Source organism: Tyzzerella sp. An114 (assembly GCF_002161055.1).
In the GTDB taxonomy this organism is placed as follows: Bacteria; Bacillota; Clostridia; order Lachnospirales; family Anaerotignaceae; genus Fimicola; species Fimicola cottocaccae.
Window position 1 is genome coordinate 21,154 of sequence record NZ_NFLT01000016.1, and the last position, 13,909, is coordinate 35,062.

The 13,909-nt window shown below is 31.0% G+C and carries 21 protein-coding genes; all 21 read left to right on the forward strand.

Annotation, left to right across the window (positions count from 1 at the left end):
* Position 1 precedes the first annotated feature (1 nt).
* Positions 2–1,729 carry a phage minor capsid protein gene (locus B5E58_RS11160; protein ID WP_088109742.1) on the forward strand — a complete coding sequence of 576 codons (1,728 nt, stop codon included), beginning with the start codon at positions 2–4 and terminating at the stop codon, positions 1,727–1,729.
* Positions 1,730–1,737: 8 nt separating this feature from the next.
* Entirely contained in the window at positions 1,738–1,956 is a 219-nt protein-coding gene (locus B5E58_RS11165; protein ID WP_088109743.1) for a hypothetical protein, read from the forward strand.
* A 143-nt stretch (positions 1,957–2,099) separates the two neighbouring features.
* Positions 2,100–2,672: a phage scaffolding protein gene (locus B5E58_RS11170; protein ID WP_088109744.1), complete on the forward strand. Its 573-nt coding sequence runs from the start codon at positions 2,100–2,102 to the stop codon at positions 2,670–2,672.
* A 21-nt stretch (positions 2,673–2,693) separates the two neighbouring features.
* On the forward strand, positions 2,694–3,569 hold the full coding sequence (locus tag B5E58_RS11175) for a hypothetical protein (RefSeq protein ID WP_088109745.1): 876 nt from the start codon (positions 2,694–2,696) through the stop codon (positions 3,567–3,569).
* A gap of 22 nt (positions 3,570–3,591) precedes the next feature.
* The gene (locus tag B5E58_RS13500) at positions 3,592–3,741 is read left to right on the forward strand and encodes a hypothetical protein (RefSeq protein ID WP_158097742.1); all 150 of its coding nucleotides are present in this window, start codon (positions 3,592–3,594) and stop codon (positions 3,739–3,741) included.
* A 17-nt stretch (positions 3,742–3,758) separates the two neighbouring features.
* Positions 3,759–4,124 carry a hypothetical protein gene (locus B5E58_RS11180; RefSeq protein WP_088109746.1) on the forward strand — a complete coding sequence of 122 codons (366 nt, stop codon included), beginning with the start codon at positions 3,759–3,761 and terminating at the stop codon, positions 4,122–4,124.
* Between the two features lies 1 nt (position 4,125).
* Positions 4,126–4,449: a DUF6751 family protein gene (locus B5E58_RS11185; RefSeq protein ID WP_088109747.1), complete on the forward strand. Its 324-nt coding sequence runs from the start codon at positions 4,126–4,128 to the stop codon at positions 4,447–4,449.
* Positions 4,449–4,901 (forward strand): minor capsid protein, encoded by a 453-nt coding sequence (locus B5E58_RS11190; RefSeq protein ID WP_242956664.1) that lies wholly within the window; start codon positions 4,449–4,451, stop codon positions 4,899–4,901. Before B5E58_RS11185 ends, B5E58_RS11190 begins: the two co-directional genes overlap by 1 nt.
* Entirely contained in the window at positions 4,898–5,320 is a 423-nt protein-coding gene (locus tag B5E58_RS11195; protein ID WP_088109748.1) for a minor capsid protein, read from the forward strand. The genes B5E58_RS11190 and B5E58_RS11195 overlap by 4 nt, the downstream gene beginning before the upstream one ends.
* Positions 5,313–5,810 carry a phage tail tube protein gene (locus tag B5E58_RS11200; RefSeq protein ID WP_088109749.1) on the forward strand — a complete coding sequence of 166 codons (498 nt, stop codon included), beginning with the start codon at positions 5,313–5,315 and terminating at the stop codon, positions 5,808–5,810. Before B5E58_RS11195 ends, B5E58_RS11200 begins: the two co-directional genes overlap by 8 nt.
* A gap of 1 nt (position 5,811) precedes the next feature.
* Entirely contained in the window at positions 5,812–6,237 is a 426-nt protein-coding gene (locus B5E58_RS11205) for a DUF6673 family protein (RefSeq protein WP_088109750.1), read from the forward strand.
* Positions 6,234–6,800, forward strand: a complete 567-nt coding sequence (locus B5E58_RS11210; protein WP_088109751.1) for a Gp15 family bacteriophage protein — start codon at positions 6,234–6,236, stop codon at positions 6,798–6,800. The genes B5E58_RS11205 and B5E58_RS11210 overlap by 4 nt, the downstream gene beginning before the upstream one ends.
* A gap of 64 nt (positions 6,801–6,864) precedes the next feature.
* Complete coding sequence (locus B5E58_RS11215) at positions 6,865–7,572, forward strand: hypothetical protein (RefSeq protein WP_088109752.1); 708 nt, start codon at positions 6,865–6,867, stop codon at positions 7,570–7,572.
* Between the two features lie 82 nt (positions 7,573–7,654).
* Positions 7,655–10,099, forward strand: coding sequence for a hypothetical protein (locus B5E58_RS11220; protein ID WP_088109753.1), 2,445 nt, complete (start codon positions 7,655–7,657; stop codon positions 10,097–10,099).
* Complete coding sequence (locus B5E58_RS11225; protein ID WP_088109754.1) at positions 10,092–10,469, forward strand: hypothetical protein; 378 nt, start codon at positions 10,092–10,094, stop codon at positions 10,467–10,469. Before B5E58_RS11220 ends, B5E58_RS11225 begins: the two co-directional genes overlap by 8 nt.
* Positions 10,466–12,142, forward strand: coding sequence for a hypothetical protein (locus tag B5E58_RS11230; protein ID WP_088109755.1), 1,677 nt, complete (start codon positions 10,466–10,468; stop codon positions 12,140–12,142). Before B5E58_RS11225 ends, B5E58_RS11230 begins: the two co-directional genes overlap by 4 nt.
* Positions 12,132–12,527 (forward strand): hypothetical protein, encoded by a 396-nt coding sequence (locus B5E58_RS11235; RefSeq protein WP_088109756.1) that lies wholly within the window; start codon positions 12,132–12,134, stop codon positions 12,525–12,527. Before B5E58_RS11230 ends, B5E58_RS11235 begins: the two co-directional genes overlap by 11 nt.
* Positions 12,524–12,868: a hypothetical protein gene (locus B5E58_RS11240; RefSeq protein WP_088109757.1), complete on the forward strand. Its 345-nt coding sequence runs from the start codon at positions 12,524–12,526 to the stop codon at positions 12,866–12,868. Before B5E58_RS11235 ends, B5E58_RS11240 begins: the two co-directional genes overlap by 4 nt.
* 3 nt (positions 12,869–12,871) lie before the next feature.
* Entirely contained in the window at positions 12,872–13,243 is a 372-nt protein-coding gene (locus B5E58_RS11245; RefSeq protein WP_088109758.1) for a hypothetical protein, read from the forward strand.
* Positions 13,244–13,256: 13 nt separating this feature from the next.
* The gene (locus tag B5E58_RS11250) at positions 13,257–13,442 is read left to right on the forward strand and encodes a hypothetical protein (protein WP_088109759.1); all 186 of its coding nucleotides are present in this window, start codon (positions 13,257–13,259) and stop codon (positions 13,440–13,442) included.
* A 98-nt stretch (positions 13,443–13,540) separates the two neighbouring features.
* On the forward strand, positions 13,541–13,909 hold a 369-nt coding region (locus B5E58_RS11255), incomplete at its 3' end, for a hypothetical protein (protein ID WP_143597261.1).

Genomic DNA, 13,909 nt, shown 5'->3' on the forward strand with positions numbered 1-13,909 from the left:
TATGATTGACAATGATAAAATAGACAGCATTGCTGATGTTTTTGAAAATCGTTTCAGTAAGATTAACAGACGTATTTTAATTGAAATAGGCACTATTTTAAATGAAATAGGAGAACTTACCCCCTCTCAAGCTAAAAAACTTCAACAAATGTATACTTACAGTTATAATTTGAATAAAATAACAAAACAATTATCAGAAGTTTCAGGTAAAAGTATTGAGGATATTAAAAAAATATATGAAAATGTAGCAAAAGAGGAATATGACTGGTCAAAACCTTTTTATGATGCTAAAGAAATTAATCAGATACCATTTAATGAGAATATACTACTACAAAATATAATTAAAAGTGGAATGGCTTTAACAAATAATACTTTTAAAAATATAAGTAGGACAACAGCAATAGGCATAAAAACATATAATGGATTTAAAGATATATGCTCTTTTTATAATGACACAATAGATAAAGCTATTACAGCTGTTGCAACAGGTGTTGATGATTATAATAAGGTTATACGTCAATCTGTGAAGGATTTAGGTGGAAGTGGTTTGAGATTAAAATATGAAAGTGGATATACAAGAAGAATAGATAGTGCTGTGAGACAAAATATAATTGATGGTGTAGGATATATTACTCAAAATATAGCTAAACAAAACGGAATTGATTTTGGAGCTAATGGGGTTGAAATATCTGCCCACAGTCCCTCTGCTCCTGACCATTTACCATATCAGGGTAAACAATATACAAATGAAGAATTTGATTATATACAATCAACTCTTAAAAGACCTATTGGGGAGTGGAACTGTCGCCATTTTGCATATCCAATTATAATGGGTGTAAGTATTCCGGCAAACTCTGAGTCTGAGTTAAAGAGTATGGAAAGATATTCCAATGAAATTATTTATATTGATGGTTCAAAATATACAAGATATGAATGTACTCAAATACAAAGAAAATTAGAAAAAAAAATAAGATATGCTAGGGAGGAAAGAGAACTTTATAAAACTGTTAAAGATAATGAACTCCAAAAAAGAGTAACAGAAAAGATAAGAATTTTGACTAATAAATATATTGATGTCAGTAAAAAAGCCGGTTTGCCCATGAGAGTAGATAGGTCAAAAATTATTGTTAGTAATATTAAAAAAATAAATAATATTCCTAAAGTAAAAACTATTGTAAATGAAAATATTAGAATATTTTCTAAAAATGAGATTGAAGAAATTGCAAAAGAAACAAATAAAATAATTGATAAATATGTTGAAAAAGAAAGTAGATGGAGTGGCAAAATTATTGTTGATAATAATGATAAATTACAATATGGAAAACTATGGAACTGTGATATAAGGACAATGTCAGAAACATCTCCTCATATAATACTTCATGAACAGCTTCATGCTCGTTCCATTAGCTATTTTGATAGAGAAACATATATTAAATATGGAATTATTGAAGAGGCTACTATTCAATTTTTATGTCAAGAGATAAGTAATAAAGAAAATATAGAAATAATTTCATCTCAATATGATGACTATGTTAATTCACTTCGAAAATTAAATAAGTTGTTGAAAATTTTCGATAATGATACAGACTTTGCTGTTTATCTTATAAATATTGATGTAGATAAAAGATTAGATTGGATTGAAAATAAAATAAATGATAAAATATATTTAGATGGAACAATAGAGGAATCTATGGAGTTGAATGAATTACTTGAAAGTTTAAGAGGGTGATAAGTTGTATGACTGCATTAGAAATTGTTGAAAGGATAAAAAGAAAAGACAATACAGATGATGAATGGCTACAAATAATGAAAGATATTATAACATTTTTAAAAGAAAATCCTGACAGTGAGGACAGAAAATATTTTGTTCCTCTTGGTTATAGTGAAATGGTAACAATGATATGCGATGGAATATTACGAGAAAGGGGAAGTAGTTTAGAGGAGTATTTTGATTAATAAAAAGGTGTCTTTGAGTACAGACGTTAAACAGGCTCTTTTTTTATGTAATTTTTTGAAATTTGGGCGGAACCCCGAAAAACTATCAAGGTGAGCAGAAAGAACTGTGATAACAAACTGAAAATCGAAGGGAGAGACTTTAAATGACAAGAGAAGAAATCAAAAATATTTTTCCGGAAGCCACAAATGAACAGCTTAAAAATATACTTGATATAAATACAAAGGATATAGGAAGGGCTAAAGGTGATTTTGATAATATAAAATCTAATTTAGATAAAGCTCAAGAAACTATTACAGACTATGAAAAAACTATTTCTGAATTAAAAAAAGATATTGAAAGTGAAGAAAATTTCAAAGTTAAATTTCAGGAGCTTGAGAAAAGAATAGCCGATGAAAAAGCTGAAAATGAAAGGAAGAAAAAAGAAGCTGAAATTGAAGCTGATTATAAATCACGTTTTGAGAAAATTGTAGGAGAAAACAAATGGCGTGATGAACTAACAGAAAAAGCCGTTTATTATGAGTTTAAAAAGGCTATAAGTGATAAAGTCAATAAGGGAAAAGGTGATAAAGATATTTTTGATGAGTTGACAAAAGATAAAAATTATTATAAAAATCCCAATTCACCTTCCGATATGAGTGGAATGGGAGATATAAAAACATCAACTGTTACAGATAATCAAGCTAGAGCTGTAATGGGATTACCACCAATAAAATAATAAGAGAGGAGAAAAAATATTATGGCAAATTCAATTACTTTATTTAAAAAATATATTGACCTTTTAGATGAGGTTTATAAAGTTTCATCACTTACAGGAATTTTAGATGGAGACAATACTCTTGTTAGAATGGGAGCTAATGCTAATGAGATTATAATTCCTAAATTATCTATGGATGGTCTTGCAGATTATTCTAGGAATGGAGGATATGTTTCTGGTAATGTAAGTCTTACAAATGAGACCGTAAAATTTAATTATGATAGAGGGCGTAAATTTTCAGTTGATAATATGGATAATGAGGAAACAGCCGGTATAGCTTTTGGTAGATTATCAGGTGAATTTATAAGAACAAAAGTAATTCCGGAAATGGATGCTTTTCGTTTTGCTATGTATGCAGGATCAGATGGAATTTCAAAAATTTCAGCAGGGGCAACGCTTTCTGATGGAGCAAGTGTTTTAACAGCTCTTATTTCTGCACAGAATAAAATGGATGAAGATGAAGTGCCACAGGAAAATAGAATTTTATTTATTACACCTACTCATTATAATGCTGTTTACAATGTAGATACAACTAAGTCAAAAGAAGTACTTAATAGTTTTAGTCAGATTGTAAAAGTACCACAGTCACGTTTTTACACAGCTATTGACCTCTTAGATGGAACAACAGATGATGAACTTGCAGGAGGATTTAAAAAAGCTGACCTTGGAAAAGATATTAATTTTATGGTGATTCATAAACCATGTGTTTTACAGTATTCAAAACATACAGTAAATAAAGTTATTTCTCCAGAATTAAATCAGGATAGTGACGGTTGGCTTTTCTTCTATCGTGCTTATGGTTTAGCTGATGTTTACGAAAATAAATCAGCAGGAATATATCTTCACTACAAAGAGTGAGTATAAAATAGGAGGTTATTTTATGGCAAAAACTGTTGGAATGGGTGTTGAAAATAAAAAAACATTAAATGAAAATAAGACAATAAAAAAATTGAGAGAAGATAATAAAAATCTAAAGACTGAAAATGAAAATTTAAAAAAAGAGATTGAGAGATTAAACTCATTAGAATAAACAGAGGAGGTGGTTTTGTGTATTATATTACATATTTTGAATATATTACTTTAGGTGGTTCAATCGTTGATGAAACCGTCTTTAACCGCTATCTGTTTATGTCTGAAAAAGAAATTGACAGAGAAACTTTTAACAGAATAAGAGGCATGCTAGATGTACCTAAAGCTGTTAAAATGCTTGTATTTGAACTTATAGAAATAAATTATGTAAATGATTGTTCAAAAGAAAAAGTTTCAAGTGAGAGTGTAGGAAGTTGGTCAAAGACATATGTTAAGACAAATTTACAAAGTATTAATTCAATAAAAAAACAACTGGTACAGTCTTATTTATCAGGAATATGTGATGATAATGCTGTACCTTTGTTGTATAGAGGAGTTGATTAATATGTTCCCTCATAATTGTACAGTTTACAGAGAAGAAGAAGGAGTTTGGAAAAAATATTATGTTTATGGGGTGTTGTGGCAAGATGTAGAGGGCATAAATATATCAAAAAGTGGTTTAAAAGATAGTAATACTTTAGAGTTATATATACCTTTTTCAAGGGATTTTAAGCCTCTTAAAAAGGATATTGTTTTAAAAGGCATATTTGATTATGAGATAAAAAATAAACCTTCTGAGTTGTATTCTTTAGGCTCTGTAAGGGTTGTTACAACAGTAGATGTTTTTGATTTTGGAGAGTTAAAGCATTATAAGGTTGGTGGTAGATAGTGAGAATAAATGTACCATTTGAACGTTTTGTAACAAATGATAATTGTACTGCAATTTTACAGTGGAACCCTAATTTCCAATCGAACTGGGAGAGAAGATATGAGAGAGTACAAAGATTTGTTGACAGTGAAGTTATAAGACTTTGTGATCCATATACACCTTTTTATACAGGTATGTTAAAAAGAAGTGCTATTTTGGGAACTGTTATAGGAAAAGGTGAAGTTATTTGGAATATGCCTTATGCAAAATATTTATACTATGGGGTTTTAATGGTAAGCCCTACAACAGGTTCTTCTTGGGCAAAACTTGGAGAAAGAAAAATATTGACTGAAAAACATCTAAGTTTTAATGGAGCACCTAAAAGAGGAAAAATGTGGTTTGAAAGAATGAAATCGGACCATAAAGATAAAATAATATCAGGTGCGAGAAGAGTTATGGGAGGTTTGGTATGAATATTATTAAAGCTATTCAAGATTACTTAAAGCAATTTGAAAAAATGGAACTTAGACCTATTATGACTGACGGTACAGACAGTACTCCTGGAACTGTGGCTGTTGCACCTTCTGGAAATAGTAAAACTCTTGAAGATATTTGTGGCAATAGAACATATATAAATAATTATGTTTTCTATGCTAGGGAATACACTATAAGTGAAAAAGATCGTCAGGATAATTATGACTTTTTAGATGATTTTTTTGAATGGCTTGAAGATAATAATGATAAAGAAATTTATCCAGATATTGTAGGATATTATGTGGAAAATATATCGGCATCAAATGTTATGCTTTTTGATGTTGATGATGATGGTCGTGGAACATATCAGATACAAATACAATTGAAATTAACAAAGAGGAGGAGATTAAATGGCTGAGGCAACTAAAATAAAAAGAAGTAAAGTTGCAACATTTTTAAATACAGGAGGAAGCTCAGAGGCAACTTGGTCTCTTGTGGGAAATGGTGTTACAAGTATGACTATAAGTTATAATCCACAAAAAAGTGATGAAACGTATATACATCAGGATAGTGGTACAACTGATGTTGAAAGCTACAAACCTACATCAGCAGTACCAATGACAGCTTATAAAGGCGATCCTGTATTTGATTTTGTAGATGGCTTGAGAAAGAAAAGAGCTGTTTTAGGTGATGCCAGAACAGAGGTATGTATTGTTTATTTATATGAGACTGAAGAAACAGGAGCATATCCGGCAGAGAAAAATATTTGCTCCATACAAATTGATGACTTTGGAGGAGATGGTGGAAGTTCAGCTGTGATTAATTTTACAATTAATTTTATAGGTGACCCTATTATAGGAACTTTCAATCCAAGTACAAAGAGTTTTACTGAAAAGGGCGATGCATGATATGAATAATATAAAAATAAGAGATACAAAAGTTAGATTAAAAGTTAATGGTGATGAAAATATGATTATATCTTTTGATCCTGATGATGTTGGTTTTATAGAGAGATATTATAGTTTAGTTGATTTTTTAAATAAAAAGCAAAATAATTATATAACAGAAGCACAGAATATTGATAATTCTGATGAATCAAAAGAAGTTAAAACTCGTGAAGGCATAAAATTGCTCGCAAAAATGTGTAGAGAAATAAAAGAGCAGTTTGGTATAGTTTTCGGAGAGGAAATAATAAATAAAATTTTTGGAGATTCATTAAATCAGAAAATGTTTGAGGATTTTTTATATGGTATAGCTCCATATATAAATAAAAACAGAACTGAAAAATTATCAAAATATATGTCTGATGATGAAGAAACCGGTGTTATGAAATGATTGATTTGTTTATTAAAGGATACCCGACAAAAATAAAGATTGATAATAATGTTTATGACATAAATTGTGATTATAAAACAGGGATTAAAATTATTTTAGCTATGGAAGATAAAGAACTTACTCAAAGTGAAAAAAATATAATACTCTTAAACCTCTTATACAAAGAAATACCTAAAGATTATATAAAGGCTTTGGAACAAGGTGTAAAATTTTTAAATTGTGGTGAAGCATCTATAGAAAGTAATACAAATGGTGTTAGAGTGTATTCTTTTGTTCATGATAGTAAATATATATTTTCTGCTGTTAATAAAGTTTTAAATGGTAAACTTGGACGAGGTGAATTTATACATTGGTGGGAGTTTTTTATGGCTTTTATGGATATGCCTGAAGATTGTCAAATGAGTAGGATTATGTCTTTTAGATTGAGATATGCTAACGGTAAATTATCAAAAGAGGAATTAAAGTTGTATAATAAATATAGATATATATATGAAATTCCTGAAGAACTTACAGAGGTTGAAAAATATAAGTATGATATGTTTATGAAAGCCTTAAATGGATAATAATTGAAATATACACTTCTATATGATACTATATTTTTATAATATCATATAAGGGGGGGATATTATGGGGGCTTACGGTTCACCAGAGCTTTATCCTTTTGATAATAATGATAATAGCTCTAAAAACAAGAAAAATATAACTAATAAAAAATCCTATATAAGCAAATCCAGTATTACAATTTTTATATTAAGTGCTTTCTTTTGGATATCTTTATTTCTTTTATCTGGAAAAAGTTTGGCATCACTATTTTTCGGATTAGTTTTTGCTTCTGCTTTTTGTGCTTTTGGAAACTTAATATTTATATTGCTTTGTAAAATCAGAGGAGTTAAAAATGGTATATATTCAAAAACTTTTTTGATTTCTTTGATTATGATAGTAGTTTCATTTATTGGATTTGGTTTTACTGCTGTTAGTGGAACAAATAGTAAAACAGTAAATATGACTAAAGAGGAGTATATCAATTCCTATGAGTCTATTTCCTATGATGATTTAATAAGAAATCCTGACAAATATGTAGGTAAGGTTATATATGTAAATTTATATGTCACACAGGAAATTATAGGTGGAGTTGTTACTGAATATGGTTACGTTGGAAATGACAACGGAAATGAATGGTATGTCCATTATAATTTGGCAAAGGGAGAGTCTAGAATAATAAAAGGTGATACAGTTGGATTTTATGGGGAATTTGCTGGATTAACAGAGATGAAAACAGCTGTGACAAATACTAAAGTATTAATACCTAAACTTGAGGCTAAATACAGAGAGTAGATTATTTTACAATTTAATATTTTTTATAAAGCACTCACTTTTGTGGGTGCTTTTTTGATGCAGAAAAAGAAAGGAGGTATAAATGGCACAGTATGACGGTAGTATAAGAATTGATACAAGGGTAGATACATCAGGTTTCAACACAGGTGTATCTGCTGTTTCAAGAGGTTTTTCGGCAATAATAAGTGCTGCCTCTGCTGTCGGAATTGCATTAAGTGCAGCTTTTGTTGTAGATAAAATTATTGAGTTTGGAAAAGAAGCTGTTTCTTTGGCATCTGATATGCAAGAGGTTCAAAATGTTGTTGAAACAGCTTTTGGAAGTATGTCTTATAAATGTGAAGAATTTGCAAAGACATCTATTGAAACATTGGGTATGAGCAAATTGGCGGCTAAACAATTTTCATCTACATACATGGCAATGGGCCGTGGCTCAGGCATGGCTTTAGAGGAAGCTGCTGACATGGCTTTAGGTGCTACAAAAAGAATTGGAGATATAGCCTCTTTTTATAACAAATCTTTTGAAGAAGTCGACACAATGCTTAAATCTATATGGACAGGAGAGACAGAAAGTTTAAAGGAAATAGGCGTTGTTATGACACAGGCAAATCTTCAACAGTTTGCTTACACACAAGGTATAAACAAAAAAATATCCGCTATGACGCAGGCTGAACAAATTCAACTAAGATATGCCTATGTAATGGAGCAGACAGCACTTGCAGAGGGTGATTTTGCTAAAACTTCTGACAGTTGGGCAAATCAGACAAGAATATTATCAGAGCGTTGGAAAGAGTTTTTATCAATTGTGGGAAGCGGACTTATAGAAGTTTTATTGCCTTTTGTAAAGTTTTTAAACAGAATATTAGAAATACTTATATTGATAGCTGAGGGAATAGGGTATATTTTCTCTATTATTACAGGTAAAAACCCAAATGATGATACTGACAAACTAGGTCAATCCATAAAGGATTTATCAAACTCTGCCGGAAGTGCTGCTGAAAATGAAAATAATTTAGCTGACGGAATTAATTCTGCTGCAAAAGCGGCAAAAAGTGCTCTTGCACAGTTTGACCAATTAGACGTTTTACAGCGGGATTTAGGTTCTTCTGGTGGTAACGGTAGTGGCAATTTTGATTATGACGGTAATGATTTTGACTTAGATTTTGGTTTTGATGATATTGACACAGATTTAGATGAAATAGATTATAAGTTTGATAATTTTTTAATAGGATTAAAAGATAAAATTAAAGAGTTTGAAACTGTTCCTGTGTTTGTGCCACAGCCAATATTTGCCCCTTTGCCTGACCCTATTTATAATCCTAATTGGGGATTGGATTTGCCTATAATTTTAGACCCTGTTTTTCAGCCTATACCAAGTCTTATATATAACCCAAACTGGGGACTAGAGGTGCCAAAGGTAGAAGCTCCAATTTTTCCACCTATACCAATCCCTATATATAACCCAAACTGGGGACTAGAGGTGCCAAAGGTAGAAGCTCCAATTTTTCCACCTATACCAATCCCAATATATAACCCAGATTGGGGACTAGAGGTGCCAAAGGTAGAAACACCAATTTTTCCACCTATACCAATCCCAATATATAACCCAGATTGGGGACTTAATAATTCTCTTGCTGCTGAGAGTTTATTGGTATTAACAACTTTAGGTTTGTTAAACACAGGGTTGCAAAATAATTTAATAGCTATGGAATTAAGTTTCCAAAATGCAGCTAAGGTTATAACCGAAGCGATAAATGGTGCTGACACAGCTATAAGTGCAGCTTTAGGAAATATATCAACTAATGTTTCTACAACAAAAGAAAATATTTCAGGATATTTTGAAAATTTATATATAGCTGTGGTTAATGATATGGAACAAATGAAAGCCTCTGTAACTACATCTGTATATGAGACCTGTTCAAATATTATGTCGAATATGGGAATTGCCTTGGAAGGAATTGATGAGACCGTTGTAAATTGGGTTAATTCAACAGCCTCTAATTTTGTTATATGGGGAACTGGTGTTGTTAATACTGTTTATGAAGCGGCTGTTGGAGTTAGAGATACATTTGTCAGTGGTTTAAAATCTGCCTGGGAAAGTTTTGTAAGTTTTATAGAGGCTACTGGCGAAAAAGCCGAAAATGTTTGGAGTGAGCATAAAACAGCAATTATAACAGCTGCTGCTATAACGGGAGCTGTTGCAGTTACTGCTGCTGTTATAGCTTCAGGAGGTTCTCTTTTACCTGCATTAGCTGCCGTTCCTATGCTTGCTGAGGGAGCTGTTATACCACCAAACCAAGAATTTTTAGCTATTCTGGGTGACCAAAAATCAGGAAGAAATATTGAAACACCTGAAAGTCTTATACGTCAGATTATGAGAGAGGAAATGGAAGGTTTTATGGGGGTTGGAAGTGATTTTACGGTTGATATGCCTGTATATTTAGACGGAGAGGTTATTTATAGAAATGTGCAGAGGATAAGCAGAAGACGTGGAAAAAGCCTTATAACGGGAGGTGTTATTGATGATTAAAATTGATGGGGAGATTTATAATGTTCCTGTTATAAATATTAAAAGAACAGCTGATTTTTTAGATAAATTCGCAACAAGAGTGGAAAGTGGCGACCTTTATAGAGAGCTTATAGGAGTATATTTTAATTATCAGCTTCAAATAGGCTCAACTCTTGATGTTTATGAATATGGTAGGCTGTGGAAAAAACTTACCGAAAAGAAAGAATTTCATGAAGTGACTGTGCCTGACGAAGAAGGAGAGTATACTTTTACAGCATATTTCGCCTCTATATCTGATGAGCTTAGAAAATGTTGTGGTAAAACTAATTATTGGAAAAACTTGACTGTAAACTTTATAGCAAAGTCGCCTGTTGGGAGTGATGTAATTTGAGTAGTTCGATATCAGTAGCCTTTGGTCTTGTAGATGTATCAGCAAAAGAGGACACAACAGCAGAAATTGATGATAAGCAAGATTTTATAAACCCTCAAGATTTAGCTCTTGAGGGTGTTTTTGCACCTAAGGTTTGTACATTGGAGAAAGATTACTGGAAACTTGATGGGACATTTAAAACATTTCCCGATAATCCAGAGGATATAACTTGGGGTGTTTGGAGTAAAAGCATGACATTGGAAAATGGAGCTTTTGAAGTACCACCAGTTCTTGTTTTAAACTATAAAGAAAATCATAGTAGTATAGGTCTGACATTTGAGTTTAATCCATATGGAAATGATTACTGTAATAATCTAAATATAAAATGGTATAAGGACACAAATATTTTATCGGAACAAAATTTTAATCCTGATAATTGGCGTTTTAGCTGTATAAATAAGGTCGAAAACTATAACAAAATTATAATTACATTTAATTCAATGAACAGAGGATATAGATATTTAAAAATACAAAATATTATGCACGGGGTTGTAAAAACCTTTGATAGTATCGACATTAAAGATGCTAAATTACTTGAGGAGATAGATTTGACATCTACCCAGTTAAGTATAAATACATTTGATTTTACTGTATATTCTGATAGTGATGATTTTAATATTTTTAACCCTAAAGGTGTTTATGATTTATTACAGAAAAAACAGCAGATAAGTGTTGATGGTAGTATAAATGGAAATATCAAAAATTTAGGTACATTTTATCTTGATAAGTGGGAGAGTCAAGGAAATAGACTTATGAGTATTAAAACTGTGGATGGAATAGGTGTAATGGACGGTACGTATTTTAAGGGAGATATATATTTTGATATTTCGGCTAAAGATTTGATTGAAATTATCATGAATGATGCAGGCTTTGGATATTCTTTAGACAACAGTTTAAAGGATATTCAGTTAAGTGGTTGGATACCAAAATGTACACACAGAGAGGCTTTGCAGCAGGTTGCTTTTGCCATAGGGGGATATGTTGATACAAGTCGAAGTGGAGCAATAGCTATAAGACAACAGCCTGATATTAAAAATATGAACCCTGTTGTCATAGATATGAATAGAAAGTTTATAGGTACGAAAGTTAAATTAAAAACCTATGTAACTGGCGTAAGTGTTACGGAGCATAATTATATTTTAAGTTCTGATGTGAAAGAATTGTTTAATGGTGAATTAGATGTAGGAGATAACATTATATCCTTCTCTTCTCCTTCAGCTGACTTGACTGTTACAGGAGGTAATATTGTAGAAAAAAGTGCTAATTACTGTATTATTTCGGTTTCTGAAAAAGGTAATGTTATTTTAAGAGGTAAAAATTATGATGATAATACTAAAATAATAACTAAAAAAATTGAAAATTTACCTGCTGGAGAAAAGGAAAATATTATTGAGGTTCAAAGTGCAACTCTTGTGACCTCTACAAATAGCTTTAATGTTGCAGAAAGGTTTTTTAATTATTATCAAAATCGTATTGAGCAAAATATTTCATTTGTAGTTGAAAATGAAACAGTGGGAGCCAGAGCTAGTATTGAAGTTGAAAAGGGAAATTTTAAAGATACTGTTATAGAAAGATTGGAGACAAATCTAACAGGAGGATTTGTTACAAAGGCGGTGGTTGTAGGTGCTCAGTGATTTGATTACAGACAGAGGAAATGACGATACATATTATAACTATAATGATTTGAATAGAGTTGAAAAAGCTGTTGAATATATAGCTTCGTTACTAAATGATTGTGGCTATTACATTACCCTTGAAACGAAAACAGACTGGACTATGAAAGATTTTTCAAATAAAAGTCAAATGAATAGATATATAGGAAATATAAGAGAGTGTATAAATCAGTTTTGTAAAGTTCCTAGTTCAAAATATGTGCCTACAAGTATTGATGATTTGGATTATATGGGTGCTAATTATATAGAAAAGGTTTTGCAGGACATAGAATTTTTTATAGCTAATATGAAAAAAGAATACATATATGCAGGCACATTCAGTGCAGGAGAGGGGGTTGTGTTGTGATTGAGATAGAAAACAGAGTTCCAGAAAATCCTAATATGTTTCAAATAGAGGAACAGCCTGATGGTAAATTTTTAATTACAAGAGATGATACTCCTATTAAAGAAGGTACACCTATAAATCGTAAAACATTAATGGCAATGCAAGGCTTTATGTCCTCTAATACAATATATGAAAATGGAGTATATATAACCACCACAGAGGAAGGCGGAGTAAATAGAGTTACTGTTTCTGAAAATGTTATAACATCTGAGTTTACAGGTCCTTCCGGCTCAAAAATAAGAAAGACAACAATAGTTAATACTGATGGAAGTATAACAACTGTATCAGAGGAGGTAGGTTGATTTATGGATTTAAGCGAATTTTTAGCAGGTATAATGCAGTCGGTTAATAGTACGTTGGGAAAACCAAATTTTAAACCACTAGACCAAATTATGACTGGTGGTTATGTTAAATTAATAAAAAGTATACAAAGAGGTTATACAGAAAGCTCAAAGGTTACAATCTCAAATGTAAATCCGGATAAATGTATTGTTTTGTTAAATCCAACATCTTATACAACTTATAACACTACGGATTATAGTGGTGGTCAAGACGGTAATTATTATGCATATGGCTGGGCATACAATGGTTGGTCTGCTTTGAAAACATTAACTGCTACAAATTTTACTGTTGATTATAATAAACCATATTCGTGGCAAATAATCGAATTTTATTAATTGGAGGGATAAAATGTTTTATTATGCTCAAATAAATGAAGAAAATATTTGTGTTGGTGTTAGTAATTTATCCAGTGAAGTCGTTGCGGACAATATGATAATAATTGATACTATGGATACAAATTTGCTTGGAAAAAAATATAATAATGGCAATTGGGAGGCTGTTGAACCTTTAAAAAATAAGTTTGAATCTGAATAATATATTATATTAAACACAGTTTAGATGTGTTTTTTATTTTGGGACTTTTTTGGATTTTATTTGTATTAAATTAATTTAATTGAGAGGAGGGAAAAAATATGGATTTGTATTTCACTGTAAAAAACACAATTATAGAACCTGTAAATCCACAACCTGTTATTATAGCGGATAGTTATAAATATATAAATGTACACTTTGAATTTACAACAGATGAGTGGAATGAAGGCGAAAGGACAGCTTATTTTACAGGTCAACCTATTATATTAAATGATGATAATACTTGTTATTTACCAATTGTACCTAAAGGTATAATATCCGTTGGTGTTGGTTGTGTAAAGTCTGATGGGGCTGTGTTTTATACTAATAAATTAATGATTAGTATTACTGAGTCAGCAAAGCCAAGAAGTTTGCAAGCTATTTGTCTTCCGGGAATATATGAGCAAATCATGCAGAAGTTTGCTGAATTA

Excerpts from the sequence above, each read along its gene's own strand:
- B5E58_RS11160 (WP_088109742.1), top strand. The coding sequence starts at position 2 with ATGATTGACAATGATAAAATAGACAGCATTGCTGATGTTTTTGAAAAT.
- B5E58_RS11165 (WP_088109743.1), top strand. The coding sequence starts at position 1,738 with ATGACTGCATTAGAAATTGTTGAAAGGATAAAAAGAAAAGACAATACA.
- B5E58_RS11170 (WP_088109744.1), top strand. The coding sequence starts at position 2,100 with ATGACAAGAGAAGAAATCAAAAATATTTTTCCGGAAGCCACAAATGAA.
- B5E58_RS11175 (WP_088109745.1), top strand. The coding sequence starts at position 2,694 with ATGGCAAATTCAATTACTTTATTTAAAAAATATATTGACCTTTTAGAT.
- B5E58_RS13500 (WP_158097742.1), top strand. The coding sequence starts at position 3,592 with ATGGCAAAAACTGTTGGAATGGGTGTTGAAAATAAAAAAACATTAAAT.
- B5E58_RS11185 (WP_088109747.1), top strand. The coding sequence starts at position 4,126 with ATGTTCCCTCATAATTGTACAGTTTACAGAGAAGAAGAAGGAGTTTGG.
- B5E58_RS11195 (WP_088109748.1), top strand. The coding sequence starts at position 4,898 with ATGAATATTATTAAAGCTATTCAAGATTACTTAAAGCAATTTGAAAAA.
- B5E58_RS11200 (WP_088109749.1), top strand. The coding sequence starts at position 5,313 with ATGGCTGAGGCAACTAAAATAAAAAGAAGTAAAGTTGCAACATTTTTA.
- B5E58_RS11205 (WP_088109750.1), top strand. The coding sequence starts at position 5,812 with ATGAATAATATAAAAATAAGAGATACAAAAGTTAGATTAAAAGTTAAT.
- B5E58_RS11210 (WP_088109751.1), top strand. The coding sequence starts at position 6,234 with ATGATTGATTTGTTTATTAAAGGATACCCGACAAAAATAAAGATTGAT.
- B5E58_RS11215 (WP_088109752.1), top strand. The coding sequence starts at position 6,865 with ATGGGGGCTTACGGTTCACCAGAGCTTTATCCTTTTGATAATAATGAT.
- B5E58_RS11220 (WP_088109753.1), top strand. The coding sequence starts at position 7,655 with ATGGCACAGTATGACGGTAGTATAAGAATTGATACAAGGGTAGATACA.
- B5E58_RS11225 (WP_088109754.1), top strand. The coding sequence starts at position 10,092 with ATGATTAAAATTGATGGGGAGATTTATAATGTTCCTGTTATAAATATT.
- B5E58_RS11245 (WP_088109758.1), top strand. The coding sequence starts at position 12,872 with ATGGATTTAAGCGAATTTTTAGCAGGTATAATGCAGTCGGTTAATAGT.
- B5E58_RS11250 (WP_088109759.1), top strand. The coding sequence starts at position 13,257 with ATGTTTTATTATGCTCAAATAAATGAAGAAAATATTTGTGTTGGTGTT.